The organism is Ammoniphilus sp. CFH 90114 (genome assembly GCF_004123195.1).
In the GTDB taxonomy this organism is placed as follows: domain Bacteria; phylum Bacillota; class Bacilli; order Aneurinibacillales; family RAOX-1; genus YIM-78166.
Map to the genome: position 1 here is coordinate 1 of NZ_SDLI01000016.1, position 26,754 is coordinate 26,754.

Annotated in this window: 26 protein-coding genes; 5 read left to right on the forward strand and 21 right to left on the reverse strand. The window is 41.6% G+C overall.

Annotated elements, in window-relative coordinates; genetic code table 11:
- A partial coding sequence (locus EIZ39_RS27140; protein WP_205668621.1) for a hypothetical protein occupies window positions 1-230 on the reverse strand: 230 nt, incomplete at its 3' end.
- A 54-nt stretch (window positions 231-284) separates the two neighbouring features.
- On the opposite strand from EIZ39_RS27140, the gene EIZ39_RS22950 reads away from it, so the two are divergent.
- Entirely contained in the window at window positions 285-719 is a 435-nt protein-coding gene (locus EIZ39_RS22950) for an SRPBCC family protein (RefSeq protein WP_129203308.1), read from the forward strand.
- A 50-nt stretch (window positions 720-769) separates the two neighbouring features.
- Here the strand turns inward: EIZ39_RS22950 and EIZ39_RS22955 are convergent, their stop codons facing one another.
- From EIZ39_RS22955 to EIZ39_RS22990, 8 genes are all read right to left on the reverse strand, one after another.
- Window positions 770-1,588, reverse strand: a complete 819-nt coding sequence (locus tag EIZ39_RS22955; RefSeq protein WP_164985274.1) for a M20 family metallopeptidase — start codon at window positions 1,586-1,588, stop codon at window positions 770-772.
- 141 nt (window positions 1,589-1,729) lie between these two features.
- Complete coding sequence (locus EIZ39_RS22960; protein ID WP_129203311.1) at window positions 1,730-2,986, reverse strand: hypothetical protein; 1,257 nt, start codon at window positions 2,984-2,986, stop codon at window positions 1,730-1,732.
- A gap of 122 nt (window positions 2,987-3,108) precedes the next feature.
- Entirely contained in the window at window positions 3,109-4,203 is a 1,095-nt protein-coding gene (locus tag EIZ39_RS22965) for a sensor histidine kinase (protein WP_129203313.1), read from the reverse strand.
- A gap of 15 nt (window positions 4,204-4,218) precedes the next feature.
- A complete protein-coding gene (locus tag EIZ39_RS22970; protein ID WP_129203315.1) occupies window positions 4,219-4,926 on the reverse strand; it encodes a response regulator transcription factor in 708 nt (235 codons plus the stop codon).
- The gene (locus EIZ39_RS22975; protein WP_129203319.1) at window positions 4,923-5,528 is read right to left on the reverse strand and encodes a DedA family protein; all 606 of its coding nucleotides are present in this window, start codon (window positions 5,526-5,528) and stop codon (window positions 4,923-4,925) included. Before EIZ39_RS22975 ends, EIZ39_RS22970 begins: the two co-directional genes overlap by 4 nt.
- The gene (locus tag EIZ39_RS22980) at window positions 5,519-6,106 is read right to left on the reverse strand and encodes a class I SAM-dependent methyltransferase (RefSeq protein ID WP_129203321.1); all 588 of its coding nucleotides are present in this window, start codon (window positions 6,104-6,106) and stop codon (window positions 5,519-5,521) included. Before EIZ39_RS22980 ends, EIZ39_RS22975 begins: the two co-directional genes overlap by 10 nt.
- Before the next feature lie 244 nt (window positions 6,107-6,350).
- Window positions 6,351-8,075 (reverse strand): methyl-accepting chemotaxis protein, encoded by a 1,725-nt coding sequence (locus EIZ39_RS22985; RefSeq protein WP_164985275.1) that lies wholly within the window; start codon window positions 8,073-8,075, stop codon window positions 6,351-6,353.
- Between the two features lie 173 nt (window positions 8,076-8,248).
- On the reverse strand, window positions 8,249-8,584 hold the full coding sequence (locus EIZ39_RS22990) for a spore coat protein (protein WP_483296070.1): 336 nt from the start codon (window positions 8,582-8,584) through the stop codon (window positions 8,249-8,251).
- Window positions 8,585-8,923: 339 nt separating this feature from the next.
- Here EIZ39_RS22990 and EIZ39_RS22995 point away from each other — a divergent pair, with 339 nt between their 5' ends.
- Window positions 8,924-10,564, forward strand: a complete 1,641-nt coding sequence (locus EIZ39_RS22995; protein WP_129203325.1) for an S-layer homology domain-containing protein — start codon at window positions 8,924-8,926, stop codon at window positions 10,562-10,564.
- A gap of 108 nt (window positions 10,565-10,672) precedes the next feature.
- On the opposite strand, the gene EIZ39_RS23000 is transcribed toward EIZ39_RS22995, so the two are convergent.
- Both EIZ39_RS23000 and EIZ39_RS23005 read right to left on the reverse strand, forming a co-directional pair.
- Window positions 10,673-12,157 (reverse strand): PAS domain-containing sensor histidine kinase, encoded by a 1,485-nt coding sequence (locus tag EIZ39_RS23000; protein ID WP_164985276.1) that lies wholly within the window; start codon window positions 12,155-12,157, stop codon window positions 10,673-10,675.
- A gap of 128 nt (window positions 12,158-12,285) precedes the next feature.
- Window positions 12,286-14,298 (reverse strand): methyl-accepting chemotaxis protein, encoded by a 2,013-nt coding sequence (locus tag EIZ39_RS23005; protein WP_164985277.1) that lies wholly within the window; start codon window positions 14,296-14,298, stop codon window positions 12,286-12,288.
- Window positions 14,299-14,655: 357 nt separating this feature from the next.
- Between EIZ39_RS23005 and EIZ39_RS23010 the strand changes: the two genes are divergently transcribed.
- Entirely contained in the window at window positions 14,656-14,865 is a 210-nt protein-coding gene (locus EIZ39_RS23010) for a hypothetical protein (RefSeq protein ID WP_129203331.1), read from the forward strand.
- A 297-nt stretch (window positions 14,866-15,162) separates the two neighbouring features.
- Here the strand turns inward: EIZ39_RS23010 and EIZ39_RS23015 are convergent, their stop codons facing one another.
- Complete coding sequence (locus EIZ39_RS23015; RefSeq protein ID WP_129203333.1) at window positions 15,163-15,645, reverse strand: CarD family transcriptional regulator; 483 nt, start codon at window positions 15,643-15,645, stop codon at window positions 15,163-15,165.
- Window positions 15,646-16,209: 564 nt separating this feature from the next.
- Between EIZ39_RS23015 and EIZ39_RS23020 the strand changes: the two genes are divergently transcribed.
- The gene (locus tag EIZ39_RS23020) at window positions 16,210-17,124 is read left to right on the forward strand and encodes a DMT family transporter (protein WP_129203335.1); all 915 of its coding nucleotides are present in this window, start codon (window positions 16,210-16,212) and stop codon (window positions 17,122-17,124) included.
- Between the two features lie 51 nt (window positions 17,125-17,175).
- On the opposite strand, the gene EIZ39_RS23025 is transcribed toward EIZ39_RS23020, so the two are convergent.
- The 9 genes from EIZ39_RS23025 to EIZ39_RS23070 form a co-directional block, all read right to left on the reverse strand.
- Window positions 17,176-17,916, reverse strand: coding sequence for a serine/threonine protein kinase (locus tag EIZ39_RS23025; protein ID WP_129203337.1), 741 nt, complete (start codon window positions 17,914-17,916; stop codon window positions 17,176-17,178).
- A 303-nt stretch (window positions 17,917-18,219) separates the two neighbouring features.
- The gene (locus EIZ39_RS23035; protein ID WP_129203341.1) at window positions 18,220-19,509 is read right to left on the reverse strand and encodes a metallophosphoesterase family protein; all 1,290 of its coding nucleotides are present in this window, start codon (window positions 19,507-19,509) and stop codon (window positions 18,220-18,222) included.
- A gap of 153 nt (window positions 19,510-19,662) precedes the next feature.
- A complete protein-coding gene (locus EIZ39_RS27800; protein WP_205668625.1) occupies window positions 19,663-19,839 on the reverse strand; it encodes a type II toxin-antitoxin system RelE/ParE family toxin in 177 nt (58 codons plus the stop codon).
- Between the two features lie 61 nt (window positions 19,840-19,900).
- Window positions 19,901-20,131, reverse strand: a complete 231-nt coding sequence (locus tag EIZ39_RS23045; RefSeq protein WP_205668622.1) for a hypothetical protein — start codon at window positions 20,129-20,131, stop codon at window positions 19,901-19,903.
- Window positions 20,132-20,405: 274 nt separating this feature from the next.
- Window positions 20,406-21,464 (reverse strand): tartrate dehydrogenase, encoded by a 1,059-nt coding sequence (locus EIZ39_RS23050; protein WP_129203407.1) that lies wholly within the window; start codon window positions 21,462-21,464, stop codon window positions 20,406-20,408.
- Between the two features lie 103 nt (window positions 21,465-21,567).
- Window positions 21,568-22,239 (reverse strand): GntR family transcriptional regulator, encoded by a 672-nt coding sequence (locus tag EIZ39_RS23055; RefSeq protein WP_129203343.1) that lies wholly within the window; start codon window positions 22,237-22,239, stop codon window positions 21,568-21,570.
- A gap of 85 nt (window positions 22,240-22,324) precedes the next feature.
- Window positions 22,325-22,705 (reverse strand): DUF4363 family protein, encoded by a 381-nt coding sequence (locus EIZ39_RS23060; protein ID WP_129203345.1) that lies wholly within the window; start codon window positions 22,703-22,705, stop codon window positions 22,325-22,327.
- 15 nt (window positions 22,706-22,720) lie between these two features.
- Complete coding sequence (locus EIZ39_RS23065) at window positions 22,721-23,452, reverse strand: DUF421 domain-containing protein (protein WP_205668624.1); 732 nt, start codon at window positions 23,450-23,452, stop codon at window positions 22,721-22,723.
- A 127-nt stretch (window positions 23,453-23,579) separates the two neighbouring features.
- Entirely contained in the window at window positions 23,580-23,858 is a 279-nt protein-coding gene (locus tag EIZ39_RS23070) for a hypothetical protein (protein ID WP_129203347.1), read from the reverse strand.
- A gap of 210 nt (window positions 23,859-24,068) precedes the next feature.
- Between EIZ39_RS23070 and EIZ39_RS23075 the strand changes: the two genes are divergently transcribed.
- Window positions 24,069-26,717 carry a S41 family peptidase gene (locus tag EIZ39_RS23075; protein ID WP_129203349.1) on the forward strand — a complete coding sequence of 883 codons (2,649 nt, stop codon included), beginning with the start codon at window positions 24,069-24,071 and terminating at the stop codon, window positions 26,715-26,717.
- Window positions 26,718-26,754 lie beyond the last annotated feature (37 nt).

Genomic DNA, 26,754 nt, shown 5'->3' on the forward strand with positions numbered 1-26,754 from the left:
TGGTAGTCGGTTTCGTTCATTTTAACTATTTCCTTGAAAAGTCCCTTATCAAAGGCACTTCCGGACGTAGGATCTCTTATTTGATCAAAAACCAGCAGAAACCCCTCTTGAAGCGACGAATAGAGGAATCCATGTCCGACTCCCCCTGAAAAAGAAGGGTTCCCACTAAGATAACGAACCGTATGTCCTAAAGGATTTTTTCCGGCTTCCCCACTATGGAGACCGCGCATTAAATGGTATAATTATCCATATACCATTATTGAATAGAGTGAGGCGGTAATTCAATGGAAACAGGTGATAAAGTAACCCTATCGGTAGAAACCATCGTTCGTCAACCAAAGGAGAAAGTGTGGAAATACTGGACAGAACCACAACATATTACGAATTGGTATTTTGCTTCAGACGAATGGCATTCACCCCATGCCGAAAGCGACTTAATAGTCGGCGGTAGATTCCTTACAAGAATGGAAGCCAAGGATGGAAGTGTTGGATTTGATTTTACAGGTGTCTATGACGAAGTGCGAGTAAATGAATTTATTTCTTACACTCTTGAGGATGGAAGAAAAGTTGCCATTACTTTTATAGATCAAGGTAGTCAAACGAAGATCATTGAATCCTTTGACACAGAAAACACCATTTCCATTGACATGCAAAGAGGCGGCTGGCAGGCCATTCTGAACAATTTTAAAAAATACAGTGAAACTTTGAATAAAGATTAGTAGAAATAATGCAGAAGACCCTCCCAACGGAAGGTCTTTTTCTCTTCTCCTTACTGACAAAAGTCAATTGCTGTTTGTAGGTAAATTCTTACTGCATGTTCTAGTTGTTTGATCTCTATTTTTTCGTTCCTTGAGTGCGAATAGGCAATGTCGCCAGGTCCACAGATCACGGTTGGAATTTTTGCATAGTGCGAGATCAGTCCTCCATCGGTCCATCCTCTTTTAGTGGATATTTTGGGGTTATGAGAAGTAACCTTTCGAATAGAGTTATGTAGTACATGAACTAATGGATCTTTTGGGTCTGTGAGCATGGGTACATGATAAAGATGATTCATTTGGTTAGCAGCCATCGGCCGACAAGTTGCTTGAAAGCTTGCATCTTCCCCGGATAATCGGTTGATGACGGCTTGTATTTCCCCAATCACATCTTCCACTGATTCCCCTCGAACATAACGTCGATCAAGTTGTATGGTACATTGATCCGCAACGGTGCTGGGTTGGGTGCCACCATCTATTCTCCCGAAATTCAGAATAGATGGTCCTGTATAGGGATTATTCCTTTCTTTCAACTTGGGTCCTAGCTCCTTTTCTAACTCTACAATGAATTGGGCAGCTTTTGAAATAGCATTGACCCCTGTTTCAGCCACTCCACTATGAGCAATCTTTCCCTTAACATGGATCTCTATCCATTCCAATCCACGATGTCCGATAGCATAATCAAATTGAGAAGGCTCGCCAACAATAGCTCTATCTGCATGGATTCCTTCTAAGACTAATCTTTCTGTCCCTTCACTTCTCCCCTCTTCCCCCACGACGGCCGTGAAGATCAAATCACCCTTCAATTCGATTTTATTCCTTTTACACAGCAACAGGGTCATCCCTTATTCCATCGAAAATCAGAAGAAAAACCTCCTGAAACGAAAAATAGCGGAACACATGTCCACTTCCCTCTAAAAAACACGGTTTTCCCTCAAAATAACGCATGATATGTCCTCAAGAAAATGTTCCGCTCACATCGTTCCTCCATGAGGTAGAATTAAATAACCAATGGCCCTCCGTGTTTTAAGAACATTAATCGTCTGGTTCTGCAAAGAAGAATCACATGTGACCTGTATAATGACTTCACTTTTACGACTTGCAAACACTTGTAGTTTCTTTTTATTAAGTAATAATTCGACAATCAAGCCCAATATGAAGCCGCCTATTAAGCCGAGAAGACCCCAAATGACGGGTCCCCATTTCCAGACGAATCCATAGATCGTTCCAAGAACCATAAAGATCGAAGCACCCACCATAGCTCCGTCCAGAATACTTCTGCCATCGACCCGATGAATAGAATCAATGATATGGGTTTTAGCATCATTATTTTCCAGGGGTAAGGCAATGATATTCTGCGCCGGAATTCCCATCGTCTCCATATCATGAATCGCCATCTCGACAAAAGGGGAATGGTCAAATGAGGCAATGATTTGTACGGTATTGTTTTCAGTTGTGTTTAGTTGTCCCAAGTTTTCAGCCCTCACTCTAAGGTAGCGTATTTGCTCAATATCGTACAAAGCATTGTTTTCATTTACCGCTGCATAAGCATGATACATTGAAAACACGTACATAGAAGGCAAAAAAAGAAACCATTGCCAGTTCACAATGACAGTTACAGTGTTAAAATCTCCAAGGAATGAATAAAGCCAAGCACCAATCGCCTGGGCTTTGTAAGTCACAAATATCCACCAAGCCAAAACAAAGGCACCAACAACCGTACTACCGCTATAGAGTTGCCCCAACCCAGGTGATAGAATTGACCAGACCATTCCCACTAAAGGATTTTTCTTATCCAGGATCGTATAGTCAAAATAACTAATATCAGAAGGTGAGATCGGTGCATCTTCAATTTCGGACAGAATATGAGCTTTGCTGAGTTCAACCGCAGAACGGTAGCTGTCCCATATGGCAAATAAATAGACAGCCACATAAAGTAGAACCCATTCTTGGCTTATGACGGACTTAGCCTCTTCAAACTTCCCATGAAAAGATAAGGCAATCCCCATGTTTAGATCGGCTTGACTATTCACAACGAGTTCCCAAATCACAAGGATAAAACCATAAATCGTTCTTCCTAAGAACAGGTGCCCGAATCCTGGAAAAACAACCGACCACCATGCCGCAACCCAAGGAGGGCGAGGATATGCCGAGTTAATTCCAAATAAGGAAATATGACCTTTGGCATATCGAGGCTTGATGTTAGAGGATTGGAATCTTTGATGTGGCATAAGTTTTTTGCTCCTATGGCATGCTGAGTACTTACGTCAACTACTTGGAATTATGTACGGTAATAGTATCCACCACCTGTTTAAAAACATACGAAAAGCGAACTGTAGCTTCACCTATTGACCTACACCCCACGCCCCCACAACATACCACCTCCGTGTTTTTTTGAAGACAATTTCAATTTCATTTTGAATGCAATATAATCATCTGTTGACTCAGCCCAGATCTGCCCATCATGTAATTCAACTATACTTTTGGAGATCGCTAAACCGAGACCCGAACTGTCATCCTCAACCGACCTCGATTTATCTAACTTATATAGTCGTTCAAATATTCTTGGTAGATCCTCTTTTGGAATAGAATTTCCGCGATTTCCAAACTCAATAACAGCAAAGTCATTTTGCAATTCTAATTTTATTTGGATAGTACCAGGTTTTACGCTATACTTAAAGGCATTACTCATTAAATTCTCAAAAACTCGAAGCAATTGGCTAGGGTCAGCTTTAATGGGAACAGAACCATCTGGAAACTCACTTTTGATGACAATCTGGTTTTCCCCAGGTACACTCACTTCATCTATAAATTGCACCATCATGTCTTTCAAATTTATATCTATAAAGTGTAATTGGACTTCATTATGATTTAACTTCGTATAAGCAAATAAATCATCCATGAGTTTTTTTAATCGCTCAGCCTTTTCGAAGGCTGTATCTACGTATTCATCATGAGATTTTTCATTTTCATATCTCTTATCTTTAAGGATACGTAAATATCCTATAATCGTGGTCAGCGGGCTTCGCAAATCATGTGAAATGTTGGTAATCAGTTCATTCTTCAGTCTTTCTACTTCTCGCTCTTCCTCTATTTTTTGCTTTAACGCTAAGGACAGTCCATTAATACTTGATGCAAGCCTAGCTAGTTCATCTTTTCCTTTCACGATCATGGTAGAACCAAGGTTTTCATCAGCCATCTTTCGAATATTTTCTTCCATGTATTCAATATACTTAATACTACTTCGAATACTGAAGATGAATATAAGGATAAACAAACCAACGGCCAATAAGAAACCAGTAATGATAATGGAGTTGTGTTCTACAGGCGAGGTAATTCCGCCTTCAAGATATTTTGTTAAAATCCAAATAGCATATAAATAAAAGAATAAAAACGAGAGCAAAAAACAAATAGTGATAATCAGGAGTAGTTTGGTTACAATTCTCATGAGTACGGCTGCTCCTTAGTATGATTCCAGTTTATAACCCACACCCCAAACCGTTTTAATGTATTTGGGCTCTTTGGGATTTTCCTCGATTTTTTCTCTTAGTTTTCGAATATGAACCATCACCGTATTCTCTGAGCCAAGAAACGCTTCATTCCATACTTTTTCGTATATTTGTTGAATACTAAAGACAATATCCTTATTTCGGGCAAACAATTCTAGAATATCAAATTCCCTACGGGCTAATTTTACTTCCTTGCCTCCAACGGTTACCTCACGTGTTTTTCCGTTAATCCTTATTTCCCCAATTTTTATTTCATCTTTGTTGTTACCAGAATCCCCTCGACCTTGCAGCGTCATATACCTTCGAAGATGAGATTTGACTCTAGCCACCAATTCTAAGGGATTAAAAGGCTTCGTCATATAATCGTCAGCTCCAATAGACAACCCCCTTATTAGATCCATGTCTTCCGACTTAGCGGTTAAGAAAATAATAGGAATGTTCTTGTTCTCCCGTATTTTCATACAGGTTTCCATCCCGTCCATTTTAGGCATCATCATATCCAAAATGATCAGATGAACATCTTCTCTGCTCAGAATTGCCAATGCTTCTACTCCGTCGAAGGCTTGAAGTAGGTGAAATCCTTCGTTTTTTAGATAAACTTCAATGAGCTTGTGAATATTTTTGTCGTCATCAATAATGAGTATGGTTTCTTTTTCTTTCATTCCACTTGTTCACCCGTTTTTTTTATTTTATTTACCAAAAAAATAACTAGGGCCGTAATCCCCGAAATTGAAATGGCCATCCATCCTATATGAGTCATATAACGGCTAATGACCTCGATGGATTGACCAAAATACATTCCGGTGATAAAGAGAGCCAATGTCCAAACGAATCCCGTTGAAAAAGAGAACAGGGCATATTGATAAAATGGCATTTTATTCATTCCTACAATATACGGAACGACATGACGAACAACAGGTAAGAAGTAGCTCAGAACCAAAGAAAAAGCCCCATAGCGTTTAATCAGATCATGGGCCTTCTCTATATATTTACCCATTTTCTTTTTTCGCATCAGATACTGAATGGCTGGAAAACCAATGGCTCTTCCTACGCAGTACCCAATGGTAAGTCCTGATACGACTCCTGCATACGTAAGAATGAAGGCAGGTAGTGGTTCAAATATCCCCGTGGATGTCATAAAACCACCACTCATGACAATCACTTCATCTGGAATTGGCATCCCGACAATCCCCAACCACAAAAAGAAAAATAAAGCAGCATATCCATAATGTTCGACCCCATGTAAGATAACATCTAAATCCATTCTAATCTCCCTTCTTTCTTCTTCTTGCACGTATAAACAAATGCAGGTGGAAGATTACGCACCTCTAAGCCGATTTCTACATGATGGAAGTATTGTTTTAACATGCTCTTCATCTGTAGAGAGTATTGAAATGCAATAAAAAGACCATCCGGCTTGAGACTTTTGGTGATAGCCTCCATGATATTTTTTCTAAGCTCTAGTGGAAAGTTAGCAAACGGTAAGCCTGAAACAATACAATCCACTTGGGGAATGTTTAGTTTATGAAGTAATAGATCTAGCCTCTCTGCGTCTGGCCCAAAGATTAAGGATGGATAGCTTTTCTCTAAGTTCAGCCTCATTTGAGTGTCCTTTTCAATAATAACGGCCTTTGTTGAAACTTTTTTACGTTCAAAAATGTGGTTGGTAAAAACTCCGGTTCCAGCACCCAATTCAACAATGGTGTCCAGCTTATCCCATGAAACATTCTCAAACATCTTATTTACAAGAAATTTCGAACTAGGGGTTATACTCCCCACTTGCGCCGGTGATTCGATAAATTTATTTAAAAACGTGAAGCGCTGCTTTGCTAAACTCATCATAAATTTCACTCCTATTAAAAGGTTTCATAAGAACATTATCGTTTTCAAATCTTAAAAAAACCTACAGATATTCTTAAGAAATCCTTAAGAATTGCAAAATAAAAACCCACTTAAGTAAAGTGAGTTGAAAATTTAGGACTTTTATCTACCAGCTTTCTTATCTACAAACGTATCGAACTTCTTAGTTGAGAATTTTGGTTTAGGTGCATGGAAATGTTCATTCTCTTTATTTATCTTAACCCAACTACAATCTAAATTTTTCGGTTAGCTCCTTCATATTAGAGGACATATCTGCAAGCTTTTCAATCAACATGGACATTTCGGTAATCAACGCTTCTTGATTCGAAGTAATGTTAACCGTATTTCTAGTATCTGCTGAAGCTTGTTCTGCAATTTTTGCTGTTTCATGTGCGGATGCCGTGATCTCCTCCGTAGCTGCAGACATTTCTTCAGATGTTGCTGTTACTTCTTGAATCTTCTCATTCACTTCTTCTATCGCCACAAAAATGTTTCTAAATACATCTCCAGTTTCTCCTACGGCGTGGATTCCCTCTTTTACGTCGGTTAAAACCACTTCCATGATCTCTACGGTTTGAGTAGTATCCTTGTTGATTTGATCTATTATATCGCTGATCCTAACCGTTGATTCTTCCGATTGTTCAGCAAGTTTACGAACTTCATCAGCCACAACGGCAAATCCTTTTCCAGCCTCACCAGCTCGAGCTGCTTCAATGGCCGCATTCAATGCGAGCAAATTCGTTTGAGAAGAAATTTCTTGAATGATGCTCACAATAGATTCAATTTCTTTAGAATGTCTTTTTAGAGTCATAATTGAACTCGACGATTCATTGACAGAACTACTAATCGTATTCATTTGTTGATTTAATTTGTCAATTTTTTGTCTACCAAGTTCAACTTCCTCCTGTGTTTTGGCAGAAAGCTCTGATACAATTGCAGAATTATTCGCAACATGGTTTATACTCATTGAAATCTCTTGAATAACTTGTGCACTTTCACTTAAGCTCTTATGCTGTTCACTCACATTGTCAGCGATTTGTTCCATTGTCACCGCCATTTCGCCACTTGCAACTTTTGTTTCTGTGGCGCCTATTAATAGTTGTGAGGTTGTATGATTTAATTCAGATGAACTGTGGTTGATTGCGGAAATGATCGCTTTTAAATCCTGAAGCATTTGATTAAAGGAATGAGTTAGTCTTCCTATTTCATCTGTTCTCTGTGATTCCATCGAAACGGTTAAATCCCCTTTTCCAATGAATTCAACACTTTGACTCAATTTTTGGAGAGGTTTTATGATGGATGTCGTGGTTATGTAAATAAGAATGATACTAATCAATACGATAAATAGGGTAAGCATCATGATCTTCAATTTACTTTCTTGCATAGAAGAATAAACATGGGTGGCATCCAAATCTGCACCAAGGATACCGATGACCTCACCAGATTTTGATTTAATGGGAACATAGGATGATATCAACGCCCCATATTCATCTGTATAGCTCATCTCACCCACTTGTTGCTCTCCTGTTTCAAAGGCTTTCACAATCTGTGGATATTCCTGTATTTCATTCTCCACATCCCCTAGAGCAGATACATCTTCAGAACCCTTTGGCATACCGTCTACCATATAGATATACTCATAACCACTACTCGCTTGTTTCCGCCCCATTGTATATAAATAGATTAAACCATTGGTTTCTCGAATCTCATTCAGCTTGTCTCTCAGCTCATAATAATAATCCGTCTCCCCTGACTCAACTGTAATCCCTAGATATTGCTCTGTATCCATTATTTTTAAAGCTTGTTGGGTAATTGATAAAGCTTGGTTACCCAATGAATCCGTTACAATCTTCATGGACGTATTTATTGATATTAAGCTAGTTAGTACACCGGACAGCAAGATTAAACTTGAAAAAATCACAATCATTCTAGCTTTAATACTGGTTCTCATATATTCTCTCCCTCTTAGCACGATACATCTCATTACAGGAAAATAGACCCAAGACCATTATACTATATTTATAAAAAGAACCAATTTATTTCTAAACCTCTTGATGACGAAAGTCATCATCAATTGCCCCTTCCATTAATGAGAAGGGGCTTTCTGTTGAAACTATTTCTTTCTTAACAACAACGGTAAGGGTAAGCTGGATTTCTATAATACGGGTATCCAAAACCTGGACGACCAAAACCTAGACCTGGATACAATCCGAAACCGGGGCGACCAAAACCTAGACCTGGATATAAACCGAAGCCTGGAGCACCAAAACCTAGACCTGGATATAGACCGAAGCCTGGGGCACCAAAACCTAGACCTGGATATAGACCGAAGCCTGGAGCACCAAAACCTAGACCTGGATAGACACCGAAGCCTGGAGCACCAAAACCTAGACCTGGGAATATCCTTTCGCCTGTAGGGTTGTAGACCTTTTCGCTAACTTCCGTATGATTAGGATTCACCAATATTCGCCTCATTTTCCATAGTAAATTGTTTTCTTTAAATAATATGGGCTTTTTTGGGCTTAGGTGCTTGGAATATTCATTACTCTTGTAAGATTTTTGTTACAGGATGGTAAAACGGGATATACAGTGGTTGTGTCTACTTATTTTTCAATAAATTCATAAACATTTATATTAATGGTAATTTACTTAAAATTATGTTATATTTTACCTATATACTAGTTTTTTATGGCATATTTTTAATAGAAGGGAGGATTTGGGTTAGAAAGATTCATATTTTTATTGCCTATTAAACTAGTCTTTCTACTTAACAGGTAAAATTATTATGGAGGCCTACATATGATTAAAAAATTGCTCGCTTTGTCGTTAACTGCTGTCTTACTATCCTCTCCAGTAGGTGGGAATATCTATGCTGCACCTACAGAAACCAATCAACAGCTTCACCCCATAACGAAACAGCCTATCTATGAATTAAGCTCTATGGATTATCAAGGAATGATCAAGACCCTTGAAGAGTTTGAGGAAAAGAGCAATGGAAAACTAGAAGTGTTCACCCTGAGTGAACGTGGTTATCAACATTCAAAAAGTCAACAAGGTCGCGAGCTTTATGTAGCCAAGATTGGTAATGGGGACAAAAAGATTTGGATTCAGGGGCGTATTCATGGTGATGAGCCTTATGGATTAGAATCTCAGATCGAAATTCTTGAGAGATTAATTGAGCAAAAAGATGAAAAATACAAAACGCTAATGAATGAATTAACCATGTATTTTATTCCGATGTACAATCCAGATGGAAGCGAAATGAATAATAGAAGAACCTTTTTATTTGACCCTAAAACAGGTGAACCCGTGTTAGATGAAAAAGGTGAACAGAAATCGGTTGATATGAATCGAGACTGGGCAGAAAACATGTTCCTTGCGAGCGATTCCATTGCTTTTTACGAGTTTTGGGCAGATATTAAGCCTGATTTCGCCTTTGATATTCATCACCAAGGATTGAAAACGCTTTACGGAACTGAGGACAAGCAAGTCACCATGTCCCTAGGTATTTCTTTAGCACCGGGTGGACCGACACTTCCTGGGGTACAGGATGGCAAATATGACGAAGTCACTCGTCAAGCCTTAGTTCATGTTTATGATGAGCTGCTTAAGTACGATCAGTTTGTCGTTGACCGTTATACGGTAGGGAATGGTACTCAAGAAATTGATATTAAAGGCGGCGTAGTATCTGGTATGATGCTCGGCCTGAACTACAAAGGGCTCAATCCAGATGGTCACAGTAACCCAGCCATATTCATTGAAACTTCCGGTAATACACGTCAAGGTGATATGCCAGAAGATCAGCGTGAAGATTTAATTTTACAGAACGTCGTTGCACTCGATACCTTCCTGACTGGTATTGCATCAGGAGATATTTATAAGGAAGATGCGTCACGCTGGAGTGAAATCCCTCATGCACCCATTGAAGGATATCAAACAGATTATGATGGCATCATGCCTATTATCCCTGTAAAAGGTAAAACCGATGAAAAGATTGTCTTGGATAAGCCTAATAACACAATCACACGTTATCAGGCAGCCGAATTGTTAGTAAAAGCATTAAACCTCCCGGTTAGTTCAAATAATGCCGTATTTAAAGATGTTCCTAAAGGCCATGAGTCTGAGATTGTAGTCGGAGCCGTACATGCTGCGGGTATTTTTACTGGTAAAAGTGATGGAACATTCGGTTCGAATGATGAGTTAACAAGGGCTCAATTAGCTGTTATACTTGAACAGGCTTTTGATTTAAGCGCAAGTACTGGAAGCGTGCCTTCTTTTGAAGATGTCCCTACGTCTTGGGCTTCTCAATCCATCGGAGCTGTTGCATCATTAGATATTTTAAATGGAAAAGATGGAAAGTTCAGACCGAATGAGGCCGCTACAAGAGGAGAGTTTGGTACGGCATTAGTTAAAGCTATCAACCAAACAAAGATGAACTAGAACTAAAATAATTGACTACGATGAAGAAGATGATTCCTGTACCTACGGAATCATCTTCTTGTGCGTGTGGCCGTTCCAAGCCCAAGGTCTAAAAGACCAACAAACCTCCTAATTCGATCCAAGAGGAAGGTTGACATCAACGATGGTTCCTTGGTCTACTTCACTTTGGAAGCTGAGGGTTCCCTGGTGCTCCTTAATAATCTTATAGCTAACCATGATTCCGAGGCCTACTCCTTTTTCTTTCGTGCTGTAGAAGGGCTCTCCGAGAAACTTCAATCGATGGTCAGATATTCCGCACCCATTGTCCGCAATTCTAACTCTGATCGTATCTGCGTCAATCAGATAGGTCTGAATCGTGATTCTCCCTCTATCATCGATAGCATCTATCGCATTCTTTACTAAATTAATAAAAACCTGTTTTAATTTATTGGGGTCACACCGTAAAGGCGGAAGTTCCGAAGCCAGTTCGTAAAGCATTTCAATGTTTTTTATTATGGCCTGATTATGAAGTAAGGTGATCACATGGTACAGAATGCTGTTCACGTCGGTTTCCTTAAAATCAACCACTTGTGGTTTGGCGAGAAGCAAAAACTCCTCGATGATGGATTCCAGACGATTCATTTCCATAGAGAGAATCTCAAAATATTCGGGTTTAGTGATTCCAGTTTGAAGCAGTTCAATGAATCCCTTGATGGATGTCAGTGGATTACGTATCTCATGTGCAACTCCTGCAGCTAATTCACCCACTATTGACAAATTTTTCGTCTTGCGCAAAAGTTCTTCTGATCTTTTTCGTTCCGTAATGTCCCGGGCGACAAAAACAATATGTTTGACTTCTCCCGATCCCTCTATGATGGGATTTCCTTGCGCTTCCAACACGACCCAATTTCCATTGTCATGTCTGCAACGAAATTCCACTTGGGACGTTGACTTCGACTGAATCATCCGATCATATTGCTTTTGGAAGTAAGACAGATCTCCTGGATGAATAAAATCGATAACGGATAGACCCATAATAATTTCAGGTGAATAACCCAACACCCATCGATGGGAAGGCGATGCATACTGTATGACTCCATTTAAATCTAAAATTCCTATCAAATCACACATGTTTTCGGTAATCAGTCTATACTTTTCCTCACGATCTCGCATGATCGCCTCAGTTTGTACACGTTCTGTAACATCTCGTATGATTTTTTGAGTCACCAGTACTCCTTTATAATGAATGGGAGCGGCAGTGGTTTCCACATGGATGCATTGTTTATCCAAACGAATAAGTCTCTTTTGAACAGCACCGATAGTTTGATTCTTATGCTGAACCTGTTCGATCCGTTTTCTTGTCAACTCTTGGTCATCCGGGTGGATAAAATCTAGAAAAGACTTTCCCAAAATATCCTCGGCACGTTCTGCTCCCAATAGAGTAACCCCCGCCTGATTAACATAAAGGATGTTCCCATGATGGTGAACGACAATGGCATCCGGGGCAATATCGACTAATTGACGGTATTTTTCTTCACTTTCTTTGAGTTCCTCCTCTATTAGCTTGCTTTGCGAACTGCTATTAATAAGTTTGCATATTCTTTTTGGTTCCATCTGATATCTCCCAAAGAAAAGTATTAGGATTCTACTGCCCATTATTGCCGATGCTCACGCTATCCATTACTATTTATAAACAAAAAAATAACTACAAGAAATTTTTCTCGTAGTTATGATCAAGCGCACTAAACTTTAAATTTCCGCACCCATTGTTGTAATTCTTCAGCCATATTAGACAAGGAGGCGGCAGAGGATGTAATTTCCTCCATGGACGCTAATTGCTCTTCGGAAGAAGCTGCCACCTCTTGAGTAATTCCCGTTGTTTGCTGCGCTATACGAGCAATCTCGGTAAATGAAGTGGTCACTTCTTGTGTTCCTGCTGACATTTGCTGAGCCGTTGAGGCCATGCTCTCCATTTGGATCGCTACTTTATTCGTCGCTTCCACAATCTCCTCGAAATTTCTCCGGGTCTCATTAGCAATTATTAACCCCTGACCTACTTCATTTTTCACTTGGGCCATGGAAGTAGTCGAGGCTATCATGTCTTTTTGAATTTCATGAATCAGGTGACCAATGAGACTAGATGAACGTTGTGATTCTTCGGCTAGCTTTCTTACCTCATCCGCTACAACAGCAAATCCCCTTCCTTGTTCGCCAGCCCTTGCCGCTTCAATCGCCGCATTTAACGCTAGGAGGTTCGTTTGTGCTGCAATTCCATTAATGACGTCAAGAATTTCACCAATCTCCTTAGAGCGCTCCTCTAAACTGCGAATTAACGTATCCGTTTCTGTCACGGAATCACGGATAAATCCCATCTGATCGACTGTTTTTTGTACGCATTGTCCGCCTTCCTGTGCTTTTTCAAGTGTAAGTGTAGAGCTTTCCGATATCGAAGAGGATACCTCAGCTATTTGTTGAACACCGGTTGAGATTTCTTCCAACGACCTGGCGCTTTCAGCTAATCCTTCATTTTGCTGCCCCGCTCCAGCAGACACCTGCTGAATCGAGCTAGTCACGAGCTCTGTGGTCTTTGCGGTTTGATCCGCACTAGCGGTCAATTCTTCCGCAGAAGCCGCTACTTGCTCTGCACTAGAACCTACTCGCTGGATTAATTCCCTTAACTGGCGGGTCATACGATTGAAATGTTGGGTCAACTCGCCAATTTCATCCCGACTTCTCGCTTGAATATCTTCCCCGGATAAATCCCCTTCTGCCACCCTTTTTACTTGATCGGTTATCACTTGGAGGTTGCGACTAAAGCTGCGGGAAATTAACCAAGCCAGAAGAGCAATAAGGATGGCAGATATTCCCAGGATTATAAACGAACCCAACTTGACCTCGTTCGTAACAGCGAGCACAAGGTCCATTGGACGATGTAGATAGAGTCCATAATTAGCTAAGGACACAGGTGCATATGCGACTACAAATTCTTTCCCATCTACATCTATGATGGAGTGTCCGCTTTCTGATTTTCCCATTCCCAATACGGATACTAAATCTTCATCTGCCTCGATCTCAGTAATACCTTTACCGATCATCTCCGCATCAGGGAATACCTGTAATCGATCTTCCTTATCCACTAAAACAGGAAACATGCCCTTAGCAGTTACATTTTCACTCTCTAAAAACTGATGAATCAGCTGTTCAAAGTTTACCGGGGCCGAAAGTACTCCTTGGACCCTTCCATTCTCTCCTTTCACAGGTACAGCAACAACCACAATCCGGTTTCCAGTCCCTTTAGAGACAAGTACACTTGAGATGCTAGATTGCCCCTGCATTCCCGTGATAAAGTAATCCCGGTCTCCTAGATTCATAACTCCGATACTGGCTTCATTTGTATGAGCGCGGACAAGTCCGTCAGCTCCCGTAAATACAACATTCTCATACGCTTCCGACTGCTTTTTAAGTTGATGTACAACGGCAAGCTGTCTTGCCGGGTCCATCGAAATCATTCCTTCGGTTTGCGAGGCTACTTCTAGTTCAGCCAACCTAATGGTAAGCCATTGTTCCATCCCTTGTGCCGTGCTAACAGCAAGAGATCTCATCGACTCCTGCTCCTGTTTGATCATCTCATTGCTTCCAAGGTTCAACACCACCATAGAAGAAATGGCCATAGGAAGAAGTCCTACTAACAAAAATGAAAGAACCAGTTTAACTTGCATCGTAAATCTAAGCTGTCCTACCCTCTTCACACTCACTACCAAATCCCCCATCTTTTTCCTATTAACTTTACAAAGCAAAAAACAAAGTACAGGACTTATATACTGTTTTCTCTTCCGTAAATACTATAATAATGGAATTGAAACAAATCAACACTTAATTGACTAAGATTGCAAATAAATTCATCCTACTTGCAAATAATTCTTAGCGGCCTCACCAACCATAATGTTAAAACAGCCTAGGATTCATCTCATTTTTGCCCCAGAGGTACGTGAGTGTATAACGATTTGGACCAATTACGATTTAACTACTAAAAATTCACCATAAATAGAGACAAACTTGCGAAGTTATAGATAGAGAAATGCAAATGATAGAAAAGGGGAATGATAGGTAAAATGCTACAACGATTATGGCAAAAATGGGACTGGGATTCCTCTAGGTTATGGTGCATCATCTATATTGACTCCAATACATTTCGCCGGGATCGTGTAGGGGAAATCTTACGAGACGCCGGTGTGTTAGTGAAATCCTCTGAAGAGCATCTTTTCGTCACACAGGAACAGTATGACCAAGCGCTGGTGGTGCTGAAGCACCATGGATATTAAATGACAAAAACCCATCACGAGTGAAGTGATGGGTTTTTTGCCACACTAGTCCAAGTCCTCTGTTATCGATTCGCGACTCTGAGCTCTGCTCAGCTTAAACAGGGTTACTAGGCCGTGAGAATTCAGGAAATTTGTTAGAACTAGACTCAAATTTATAAGTAATTTGTAAGTATGAGCAGGCAACCGCCTACCATCGCACCCGAATGCTTGCTCTCAGCAACCCATCGCGGGCATGATCTGACTAAAGAGTAGCTTTGGTAGCATTCAAAAAAAACCACTGCCTGAGCAGTGGTTTTACTATTTATGGGGAGATTCTAATAAACTCGACGCCTGGTACTGATCCACTTCCAAGACAAGGGAGAGCTCGCTGACAAGCATTTGCTGGGCATGGTTGAGCATCGTTCGATCGGCTTGATTGAGCTTTCGATCCTTACTCAGTATCATTAAATCTCGAAATACACTAGCTCCCTCAAAAATATCTCCGCTTTTCATCTTATCCATATTAATCCGATGTTTCTGTTGTCGATGAGAGATGGAGGTGTCTGCTTCCTCTCCATGACAAATGGTGAGGGCCTTTTGTACGGTGTCACTATCCACCACTCCGCGCAGTGAAGATTCGGTATTCGGATGTGTAGGAACCATCAGTTGCATACTTGTCAAAGAAAAGTGCAAAATATAATACAGCTTCTTTTCACCTAATATTTCTTTTTCTTCAATGGCTTCAACAATACCTGCACCGTGCATGGGATAAAAGATTTTGTCGCCGACTTGAAACATCATCTACCTCCTGTTAAACATTTATTATAAATCCAAAAAAATCAAAACAACGAAAGCCCTACCTCTCTTTCATCCTTACGGCTCCGAAGACCGTGCCAGTGCGAATTGAAATCTTAAAATATAATGGTGGAGTCAATTAGAAAGTGATTAGACAAAAGAGGTATATTTATTACGGGGAAAGATGGACTAGGTTATGTGCAAAAAAAATTCACACATTACAAAGAGCAACCATCCATCAAGTGATAACCCTTTGTAAAATGTGAATTCCACATCGCGAATTATACCTTTTCTCAACATCTCTTACTATACCTCTTTTACGTTAATAAAGCAATGGATACCTTAACCAGTCACCTGATTGAGGATCAGCTTATTATATCTTTTCGTTCCCTTTTTCGTCCTGAGATGGTACGATCAGGTAAAAAGATCATAAAAGGAGGCCAAAAGAATGTATTACGTCACTTGTTTTGAAATTGATACCCCCGTTCTCCACTAATCTAAAACGGAGAACGCGCAACGCAACTCCGTTTTAGGTATAGCTTATTGACCTAAAGAACGGAGGGATCATCGATGAAGTCCACTTTACTTGGAGCCATTTGTTTATCATTAGCCGCCGCGATCTGGGGTGGCATGTATGTCGTTAGTAAGTATGTCTTAGATTACGTTCCGCCTCTTACCTTGGTTTGGTTTCGCTATATTGTTGCGTTTGCCGTTCTATATGCTGCTTTAAAATGGACCAGACGAGGCAAAGAGAAGCTCAAGCTATCCAAACAGGACTGGAAACTGTTTGTGTGGATTGGTTTTATCGGATACTTTGCATCCATCTCTTTCCAATTTATGGGGACAAAGCTTTCAGATGCTCACACCGGAGCGCTTGTAACCTCAGCAACACCTGCCTTCATCGTCATCTTTGCTCGCTTGGTGCTAAAAGAGCGGATTACCTGGGCAAAGCTCGTCGCCTTACTCCTATCGAGTGTTGGAGTGACCTTCATTATTGGTTATGATGGAACTCATGGCGATTACTTCTGGGGAGTTCTATTCCTTATTGGGGCGGCCTTAACTTGGGCTCTTCTCTCCGTGTATGCCAAAGTGGCATCCGTTCGTCACGACACACTAACCCTAACAACCTATGCGGTGTTCTTTGCTTTACTATTTACAACACCTGTTATGGCATGGGAAATACAAACAGCCCAAATCCAGTTAAATACTTCGGTCATCTTCGGCATTCTCTATCTAGGAGTCATCTCCACAGCGGGAGCCTTCTTCTTATGGAATAAGGGAATGGAATTAATGGATGCATCAGTCGGGGCTTTATTTTTCTTCTTACAGCCTGTCGTCGGCACTTTCTTCGGATGGCTGCTCCTAGGTGAACAGCTGGAACTGAACTTCTTGGTCGGCGCCGTGTTCATTCTTCTTGGGGTATCGATTACCACTTTTCATAAAGAAAGCTTGACGGACGCCAAACCTTTGGTACAGAAATCTTGAACGAACGAGAGGGCTCTCCCTCTCGTTTCTGTTGCTATTTTCTCTTTATCTCTAAGTATTAATTGCCCTAGTTAAATCATCACTTAACTCCCTGAGGCTAGAATAAGGTTCATCGAGTTCAAATAATCTTCGAATCACGCTCCTCGTTGAAGGACGGAGGGTCAGCTCCTCCTCCCAGCTCGCTTCCTTCTTCTTATCCGAGACATAAGTGGTATATAAGAGAAAGAGCAAAAAGTGCCCTAGAGCGTTAAAGTCACGATCCGACTCATTGGCTATCTCTCGAGCTAATCCAAAGTCAATCAACTTCATATGTTGCTGTTGATCCATCATCACGTTGGGAATTCGAATGTCTCCATGACTAATTCCGTTCTCATGAAGGTATTCCACAATGGGGAGCAGCTGTTGAATGATTCGTAAAGATTCTCTTTCGTTATATTTTGTTTGATCTTCGAAAATCAAATCTTCAAAGTTTCTCCCCTCCATGTATTCCATCGAGAAGAAATAATCCCCTCCGTGCTGAAACTGCTGATAAAATTTCGGGATGGACGGGTGATCCAGCTGCTGCAAGAGGGTCGTTTCATACTCGTAAGCCTGCCCTCCTTGTTTTGTTTTCTTCTTGCTAGGCTTGAGTTGCTTAACCACACAATTCCTACCCCCGATCTGATCCCTGCAAAAGTACGTGATGCCGTAACTCCCCATTCCCAAAATCTTCACCAGTTCATATCGATCACCGATAACTGTTCCCGCTGGATAGGGTCGATCCTGAAAGTAAGACCAGATCTTCTTTATCATCACTTTTAACTGCTAAAAAAGCTGGAATGCTTCTTTTTCTTATAATGAGATTGTCCATAATACGATTGTCCTCGACCAAAATTTCTTTTGCCCTTGCGATCGTCACTGCTGCTATATTTATAGTGTTTATGAGATCCACTGCGTCCTAGGAATTTGTTCATAAGTATTTTTACCAGTTTACCGAACATCTGATCACTCCTTTTTCCTTATAGACTAGTTATACCTTATATCCGGTATCCCTGAATATAGGACTGAAGGTCATTTTATTCACCAACAAAAAAAAGACGGCTTCACACCGTCTGTCTACTCCACCGTTTCCCTATACACTAGTCGACTCTGAGCTTTCCGAAGGGAATCCACCTCATAATACCCGATGGACGCCTCTGGACCGTTGACCGACATCACCGCATACGCGTGATAGTAGAATCCATCGGGATTGCTACTCAGCTTTGCTTTTTTGAGATTCATCTTCGGGGGGTGTTGCTGCCCCTGTAGATTCAGGTTGAGAATTGGTTGGTACGGTTTTTGATTCGCCATCTTCGGAATCGCCCCGGAACCGATACATCGACCTTTCCTCAGTGACACGTAAGGATCGAAGACGATCAAATTATGTTCATGTCCCCATAACCATAAAGCAACTTGATCCATGACTTTGTTAAAGGTTCCTTGCAAATGATTATTGACCGCCACCCGTTGGCCCTGTCGATCCCTACCAATCCCTTTGGCGCTAAACAGGGGATGATGTGACAGCAAGATGGTTTTCCGTTGGCCTGCCGTTTGAAATTTATCTAAATGCCAAACTTCCTCTCCTGGATCAAGGAATGTCACATTCGATTTCAACGTATAAGGATTATGATCGTGTAAGGCCGTATCCATCGCTAAGAACTGCCAATGCTCATTTCTCAAGCAGAAGTAGCTAGCTGGCTGGTTTAATTGGTTAAGCAACCCGTAGTAGCCTTTTCCCCCGGAATACATCTCGTGATTCCCCGCTAGCGCATACACCGGTGTGTTGCCCGCTGCTTTTTGCATAATCTTTAGGAAATGATCTTGAATCTCGCTTTGTGTACCCGAATAATAAATATCCCCCAAATGGATAATCAGATCCGGTTTATGTACCATGACTTGTTTCAATAACCACTCTGCAGATTCTGAACCCGTTCCCCAATCCGAGAGGAAAGCGATCTTTAAACGACTCGGGATGGGGATGATGAAATCATCGAGCTGCTGATAACGGATGTAAGGGATCCTCCCTTTTTCCTTTTTCACTTTTGAATAAACCTTAAGAATCTCCATCCATCCGGGATCACAAATTGACATCTGGATCCTGTTCTTCAGCTCCTGATATCGCTTTTTATCCCCAATCATCTCCGCAACAGCCAAGGCTCCCATCAGCATTGCACATTCTTGAATCTTGTTCCCCAGATTGTCTATGGTAGGTGAGGGATTCCCCTCTGCAAATGCTTGAGCCACCTGCACAAACTGATTCATTCGATGGTCGCTTGGATCCCTAAAGGACCTGCTTTTTCCTACTTCCGCAATAGCTGTTTGCCAGAGGGATAATATAGGACTGCGAAACGTGTAAAAAGCACTCATGATTTCACCCCTAAGGTAAGCGTACAGATACTCTTTAGCTTATGTGGGCTTTTTCCTCCGGTGCCTGTCAAACCAAAACAAAATAGGTTGATCACATAATCATGTGGTCAACCTTCATTTTTGAATTTCTTTTAAATATGGCCTTCATAGAGTCTAATACTTTCGTAAAATATCATGATGACCGATTGCAACTAACACGAAGGTATCACCTTCATGTTCATAGATAAGACGAATATCCTTATTGACGTACGCTTCCCACAAATTTCTTGTTCCTTTGATCCGGTGGACTTCAAGAGACGGATGTTTTGGATTTTCAGCAAGTAATCTAATTGCTTTAGCTCATTGTTTCCGTTCTCTTTCTGTTAGTTGAGTGAAATCTATCTTAAACGGATCAGTTCGAACTATTTTCGGCATTTCCGTCCTCTTCGTCAGTATGTTCCACACCTAAATCGGCTAACAGATCGTCGACGCTATCGAATGATTTATACTCGCCTTTATCCATCGCTTCTTTACTACGCTTCATCTTTTCCTGCCATTCTCTCGTCCAAAAATACTCTTGGCTTTTATCGTGCCAACCGACAGGTCGAATAAAGATTCCCCCATCCTTTTCTTCAAAGAACATGATCGCCTTCCTTCAAATCGAGTTCTTTGGCTATTTGCGCTAGACTTACTAGCATTCGCTTTTGGACTTGTACTACAACATCAGGCATCACAACACCCCCAAATCACTTGACAGGCTGTAGTTACAGTATAAATGTAATTTCAGTTATTATCAATTTTAAACAACCCACATATGAAATAATTTGTCAAACGCTAACGGAAATCAAATGAAAGAAGGGCTTCTTCATCAACATAGCAGTTGAGAGAAGTCCTTCTTCTGTAATTTTGACCCTCGATTAAAGATGTTTAAGTCCCTGACAAATCGCTTCCGTGACTTCCACCGTATTCGCTTTCCCGCCGATGTCTCCTGTCTTGATACCACGAGCCGTCACTTCTTCCACCACATCAAGCAACTTCGCTCCAAGCTCTTCTTCTCCTAAGTGATCCAACATCATTTTCGCCGTCCAAATCTGACCGATCGGATTGGCAATTCCTTTTCCATAAATATCAGGGGCAGAACCATGAACCGGCTCAAACATGGAAGGATATTTCCCATTGATGTTGATATTCGCTGCAGGAGCAATTCCGATGCTTCCCATAATCGCTCCACCAATGTCCGTTAAAATATCACCAAATAAATTACTAGCCACAATCACATCAAAGATCTGAGGGCGGGAGACAAAGAAGGCCGCAAGCGCATCGATATGATAGGAGCTCGTATCGACATTCGTGTAATCGCGCTTCACTTGATTAAACACGTCATCCCAGAACGGCATCGCGTGGACAATTCCATTCGATTTCGTGGCGCTGGTCACATGACCACGACGCTTCTGAGCCAATTCAAACGCATATCTCATCGCTCTTTCGGTCCCTTTTCGAGTAAAGATTGCGTTCTGAATCGCGATCTCGTCATCGCCTTTATGGATTCTTCCGCCTGCTTCGCTGTACTCCCCTTCGCTGTTCTCACGAACCACAATTAAGTCAAAATCTCTAGGGTTAATTAATGGGGAAGCTAAGCCCTTGAACATCTTGGCAGGACGGATGTTGATCACCTGTTCAAACTCGCGACGAATCTTAATTAATAACCCCCATAACGAGATATGATCCTCTACAAGTTGCGGATTCCCTACCGCTCCAAGGAAGATCGCTTCGAAGTTACTTAAGGTCTCAATCCCGTTATCCGGCATCATTTTCCCGTGCTGCACATAATAATCACAATCCCATGGGAACGAAGTGAAATGAAAACGAAGACCTCCATGCACCTCCGCAATGGTATTTAAGACGTCTAAGGCGGCAGGAACAACTTCTCGTCCAATTCCATCCCCTGGGATCACCGCAATTTCAAAGTTTTTCATCATTCATTACTCCAATCTATTTTTAATTTAGACGACGGTCGACTGCAATTTATTATGAAATTATCATAACACAAAACGAAGAATTTTCAATAACAACCATGACCTACTGATCATGGTTAGATAGAACTTGCAATAGATAGTCCAGATCGCATTGCAGATGCTCGATCATCTGCTTCGAGGCTTTCTCTGCTTCTCTATTCTTGATAAAGTCAAAAATCTCACGATGTTGACTTAATATCGTTTCCGCTCGATTTTCTCCCTGGAAGTTGAGGATACGAAACAGATACTTCAGTGACTTCAGATCATCTAGCTGCCTCTTTAACCGACGGTTTTGGGTACAATTGACAATCAGATCATGAAACTGGGCATTAAGCAAAATGATCTCACGATCCTCCTTTCTTTCCTTTATCGCTTGTTCTGTGTCCTGCAGCGTTCGTTCAATCGTCTGTAATTCGAGATCGGTCGCGATCGTGGTCGCTAATCCCACAGCAAAGGACTCTAGCGCCATCCGGCAAACATAGATCTCTTCCACATCTCTTAACGTAGGTTCATAGACCATGACTCGTGATTTTTCATCTACCACGATAAGTCCTTCTTTTTCTAACACACGGATCGCTTCCCGAATCGGACTCTTGCTTACCCCAAACTCTTTAGCCAGCTGCGTCTCATTAATGCGCTCACCGGGCTTATACTTCCCCTCATAAATCATTCTCTTGATAGAGTGATAAAACTGTTCATAATATGGTGCCTTCTTCTCGATCCCATAATCGTTCATGTTCTGACCCTTTCTTCTTCCCGCAACTTATACTTAGGTTCTATTTTACACAAACAAAACCCAAGTTGAAAAGGAAAGTCGGTCGCTACCCTCCCAAGCCATCAAACAAATCATAGAAAAAATAGATTTCTTCCATAATGGCTTTATCGTCCTTAGCTTCAATTCCTCCCTTGATGCGGGCGAGTGCGCCGTTGATTTCAAACATGTAATCTCTTTCAACACTAAATTGAATACGATTGACGATTTTCTTCCAAGCTTCTGTAGCAGAGTCCGCATTGTCTTTCGCTTCCTTCCATTGCTTGGCTCTTACGTTCTTTTCTATCTGTTGCACGGCATCGAGGACGCGATCATCCTTACCCCATGGTTTTTTGAGGATACTCCCGCCCGCCATCACAGCGATACTTACAGTAAGAATTAGGATGGGAACCGCAAAGACCATGATTTTTCTAATAAGGCCGATTTTCATAATATCCTTCCATTTCTAAAAGGGTCCTTTATAATCGCTGATATCCATACATTCCTTGATATCATCTTTGTACTTATCTATGTATAACGTATCGTTTGGAAGAATGGCTGCGAAGGCTACTTCTTTTACATCATTTATTCCTTGAGCTTTTAGTTGCTCCATGAGCCAGGAATGATCCTTGTTGCGTTGCTTGAGATTTTGCTCAAGAATAGTCTGATTCATGATCACTTCCGTTACTAATTTCGCAGGAGTTCGAGTAATGTGCATATCTTGACCGGTTACGGGCTGAGAGTCTGCCTTAGGGAGTACGGACAGCTGACCATCCGTTTCTAAAATGGCATATTCTACTTGTGTGATATCAAACATATCCTTGCGCCGCAGAAGCATCATCAGTTCATCCATGCTAATTCTCATCTTTTTTAAATTGTCCTCGAGGATCATTCCATTTTGTACAACAACAGCTGGTTGTGCATTGACCATCTTGGAAAAATAGCGACTTTTTAATGTGCTGATCTGGAAGACGAAGGTAAGGAAAACAAAGGTGGTTAGGCCGACCCAATGCACCCATGCCTTCGCTGAGAGATCCGTCGCCAGCGTTCCTCCGATCGACCCAATCACAATCCCATTGATATAATCGAAGTAGGACAAGTTTCCCATCTGTTGTTTGCCCAGAATACGCGTGAAAATTAACAAGGTAAAGAACGCAATAATGGCTCGTACGATAACCACCCATGTTTCTTCCATCATAACGGGCAAGCCCCCAGTCTTCACGTGTCACATTTACCTCTTTATTGTTCTTCCATTAGGATATTATTATTTCAGATTAAGAAAAACTCTACAGAAAGATCTGCAGAGTTCTCTATACAAGAATGGACTAGCGGCGAGGCCTGAAAGACATTTCTTCATCATCAATCATATTGTCGTCGTAATCTGCGTCAAATACCCTGCCGTCATTATCCGTCAACTCAGGGTCATTACGAAGAGGCGAATCTTTTAGAGGCCTCGTATACATTCCGTTATCCAAGTTAGTGTCGTAGGGAGTCATGTTTTGGCCGCGATAGTTGTCATTGACATCTTGAACCCCAGCCGTACCACAAGCAGAAAGGACAACCACCATCATTAGACTGGAAACCAAAGTTGCAAATTTCTTCACTTTAGCACCCCTATTCGTTGATTGTTTTTTTGCTTGCCTTATTGGTATGGCTTGATTCGATCTAAATTATGTTTAACATTTTCTGGTGATCTTGCTCTCATACTTCAAGAGCCCTTGCGAGACCAAGATTTGTTTATAAACAAACATTATGTTGATCTACTAACAAATGGTAGAATGTAGGAAGTAAAACAAAAAGGAGATCACTTGTTCATGCGCATATGGTCAAAAAGTAAGAAGATCCTATCCTGTTTCATTTCATCGGTGCTTTTTTGCTTGCCGATGTCTGGAGCTATAGCTGAAACCAACTTCTCAGACATTCATCAATCCTATGCCAAGCAAACTATTGAGGAATTAGTAGCAAAAGGGATTATTAAAGGGCAATCCAATGAACAATTCAACCCTGCGGGGACCATTACCAGGCAGGATTTCTCCATTATTTTAGCTAAGTCTCTAGGACTCGAAACTAGCAATCTACCAAACAAGCCCACGTTTTCAGATCTACCTCCTGAGCATTATGCATACTCTTGGGTAGAGGCGGCCGTCCAGGCGGAACTGATTAGCGGAGTTGGGGAGGGAAGATTCGGGGTTGGAGATAACCTGACACGTGAGCAGATGGCTACTTTTTTTGTCCGTGCTCTAGGCGTCGATGCGACGGGGAAAGGCGCAAGTCTTTCGTTTTCCGATGCGGACCAAATTTCCTCATGGGCCAAAGACAGTGTAGCAGCAGCCATCGAATTAAAGCTCATGCAAGTGGCTCTTGACAACCAGTTTCATCCACAAGGCAACACCCAAAGAGAACAAGTGGCTCTGGTTGCCTCTCGCTTCTTGACCATTAAAGATCAATACATAGAGCCGAAAATAACGAGCGCTGAGTATGTTACCAACCGCTCGATAACGCTCTTCTTTGACCGTCCTGTTCCTTCTCTTTCTCCTCAGGACATGACGATCCAAACGAAGGCTACACAGGAACAAATGCTTGTCGAGAGAGTAGACATCTCCTCAGATCAGAAACAAGCAACAATCTATCTCTCCCCTCTCCATGTAAGCACCGTTTACACCCTGACTTACAAGGGCCAGACGATAGAATTCTCTTCACCCATGAACGTGCAGATTCAGGTCACACCAACCCATCCAACGGTTGAAGTGAACCAAACCCTGCAATTCCAGGCTAAGGAAGTAGATGAACAAGGAAACGAAACGACAGGGGGTACGTATGAGTGGTCGACTCAAGATCTGAATTATGCTGATAATCAGAGCAAAATTAGCCATACGGGGGCTTTTATCGCGAGCAGAGCCTCGCAATATAAAGTCACTGCCAAGAGTCCATCAGGCGCTGTCGGTTACACTACCGTTACCGTCCAATATCCTGTATCCTCAGACAGCGGTGACAGCAGTGATGATTCCCCTTCACCTTCTCCTGATGCTCTGGCAGTTCAGAAGATTAGAGAGGTCCTAAGGAAGGATTACCTATACGAGCCATCAGAAGAACTACTCAACCAGTACTCGGATCCTGCTCGTTTAGTAAAGGCCGTTTCAGAACAATCGAATGATCCTTACACAACTTACCTGAATCCGGAAGAGTATGCACATTTTAATAGAATGATGGATGGATCTTTTGCCGGAATTGGGGTTAATATCGCTACGGATCCTGAAGGAGCAAAGGTGGTACAGGTATATGAAGATTCCCCTGCCTCCCGTGCTGGAATTTTAGTAGATGATGTAATCATTAAAGTAGATCATATCTTATTGTCTACCATCCCTTGGGAATTACGCCCCACACTATTACAAGGTCAAGCAGGCACCGAGGTGTCTGTTGTCGTGAGGCGGTCAGGTGCGGAGCTCCCTCTATCCATCACACGCGATAAGGTTAAGATTCCTACGGTAAAGGTAGAGGTCATGGAGATTCAGGACAAACTGATGATTTATGTTCGCATCAATAGGTTTACCGAAGAAACGTATGATGAGTTTAACACCAAATTCATGGACTCCATGATGGAAACGATGGAAACAAGGAATCCCGAAGACCTAACCGGGCTCGTTTTTGATCTGAGGGATAATCCTGGTGGATTGTTATCCGCAACAACATCCATTCTTTCTTGGTTCATTCCTAATGGAGAGATAACAAGCATTCTAGAATATCGGAACAAGGAACCAGACCATTTCTTGAGCACAAACTTGGAACCTTTCCCTTTACCCATCATTGTAATGAGTAACCATAATACAGCCAGCTCCGCTGAGATCATGACTTCTACGTTGCAGGATTACAAAATGGCTACTATCGTTGGAACCAGAACTTTTGGGAAAGGCGTTGGACAATCAGATGTTAAGCTCCCAAATGGAGGAGGCTTGTTTTATACCCAATTCCGATTGTTGACGCCTGTAAGCAAGAGCGATTACCATGGTGTGGGAATTGAACCTAACCTATCGCTATCCTCCACCGATCATGACAAATGGTTGGATACGGTTCGCCTTTTATTATCCGGAAGTCTTGATCCTAGGCTAGGAGATCTTTGCCTTTCTGTAGGCGATAAAGAGTTCTTCATCGATAGCGAGTTTGCCAAACAACCTGAGACTTGGAATCTATTTAAAGAGGTCATGACCCTCGTATCAGGCACCTCTTCTGTTTCGATCTACACCCTTGCCGGATTCATTGATGTAGAATCCAACATGATCCCAGCTATTGAGGGCGTGTATTTAGCCGAAATCAGCAAGACTCAAACGGATTACCTATCGGCGATGGCAGCCGTAGAAACGATCGAACAGGAAGACATAAGGAATGTATTATTATCTAGACTCCATGCCATACCGCTGACGACACCTGAAACCGAAACTGTAAGTGATTCTGTGTACACCGAATAAACCGAAAAAGAAAGGGAGCTTCTCTTTTATACAAGAG

Excerpts from the sequence above, each read along its gene's own strand:
- EIZ39_RS23065 (WP_205668624.1), bottom strand. The coding sequence starts at position 23,452 with ATGATGGAAGAAACATGGGTGGTTATCGTACGAGCCATTATTGCGTTC.
- EIZ39_RS23015 (WP_129203333.1), bottom strand. The coding sequence starts at position 15,645 with ATGATGTTTCAAGTCGGCGACAAAATCTTTTATCCCATGCACGGTGCA.
- EIZ39_RS23045 (WP_205668622.1), bottom strand. The coding sequence starts at position 20,131 with ATGTTCTTTGAAGAAAAGGATGGGGGAATCTTTATTCGACCTGTCGGT.
- EIZ39_RS22970 (WP_129203315.1), bottom strand. The coding sequence starts at position 4,926 with ATGAAAGAAAAAGAAACCATACTCATTATTGATGACGACAAAAATATT.
- EIZ39_RS22985 (WP_164985275.1), bottom strand. The coding sequence starts at position 8,075 with ATGAGAACCAGTATTAAAGCTAGAATGATTGTGATTTTTTCAAGTTTA.
- EIZ39_RS23050 (WP_129203407.1), bottom strand. The coding sequence starts at position 21,464 with ATGAAAAACTTTGAAATTGCGGTGATCCCAGGGGATGGAATTGGACGA.
- EIZ39_RS23075 (WP_129203349.1), top strand. The coding sequence starts at position 24,069 with ATGCGCATATGGTCAAAAAGTAAGAAGATCCTATCCTGTTTCATTTCA.
- EIZ39_RS23055 (WP_129203343.1), bottom strand. The coding sequence starts at position 22,239 with ATGAACGATTATGGGATCGAGAAGAAGGCACCATATTATGAACAGTTT.
- EIZ39_RS22960 (WP_129203311.1), bottom strand. The coding sequence starts at position 2,986 with ATGCCACATCAAAGATTCCAATCCTCTAACATCAAGCCTCGATATGCC.
- EIZ39_RS22950 (WP_129203308.1), top strand. The coding sequence starts at position 285 with ATGGAAACAGGTGATAAAGTAACCCTATCGGTAGAAACCATCGTTCGT.
- EIZ39_RS23000 (WP_164985276.1), bottom strand. The coding sequence starts at position 12,157 with ATGGAACCAAAAAGAATATGCAAACTTATTAATAGCAGTTCGCAAAGC.
- EIZ39_RS22980 (WP_129203321.1), bottom strand. The coding sequence starts at position 6,106 with ATGATGAGTTTAGCAAAGCAGCGCTTCACGTTTTTAAATAAATTTATC.
- EIZ39_RS23060 (WP_129203345.1), bottom strand. The coding sequence starts at position 22,705 with ATGAAAATCGGCCTTATTAGAAAAATCATGGTCTTTGCGGTTCCCATC.
- EIZ39_RS22995 (WP_129203325.1), top strand. The coding sequence starts at position 8,924 with ATGATTAAAAAATTGCTCGCTTTGTCGTTAACTGCTGTCTTACTATCC.
- EIZ39_RS23010 (WP_129203331.1), top strand. The coding sequence starts at position 14,656 with ATGCTACAACGATTATGGCAAAAATGGGACTGGGATTCCTCTAGGTTA.
- EIZ39_RS22965 (WP_129203313.1), bottom strand. The coding sequence starts at position 4,203 with ATGAGAATTGTAACCAAACTACTCCTGATTATCACTATTTGTTTTTTG.
- EIZ39_RS22975 (WP_129203319.1), bottom strand. The coding sequence starts at position 5,528 with ATGGATTTAGATGTTATCTTACATGGGGTCGAACATTATGGATATGCT.
- EIZ39_RS23025 (WP_129203337.1), bottom strand. The coding sequence starts at position 17,916 with ATGATAAAGAAGATCTGGTCTTACTTTCAGGATCGACCCTATCCAGCG.
- EIZ39_RS23020 (WP_129203335.1), top strand. The coding sequence starts at position 16,210 with ATGAAGTCCACTTTACTTGGAGCCATTTGTTTATCATTAGCCGCCGCG.
- EIZ39_RS23035 (WP_129203341.1), bottom strand. The coding sequence starts at position 19,509 with ATGAGTGCTTTTTACACGTTTCGCAGTCCTATATTATCCCTCTGGCAA.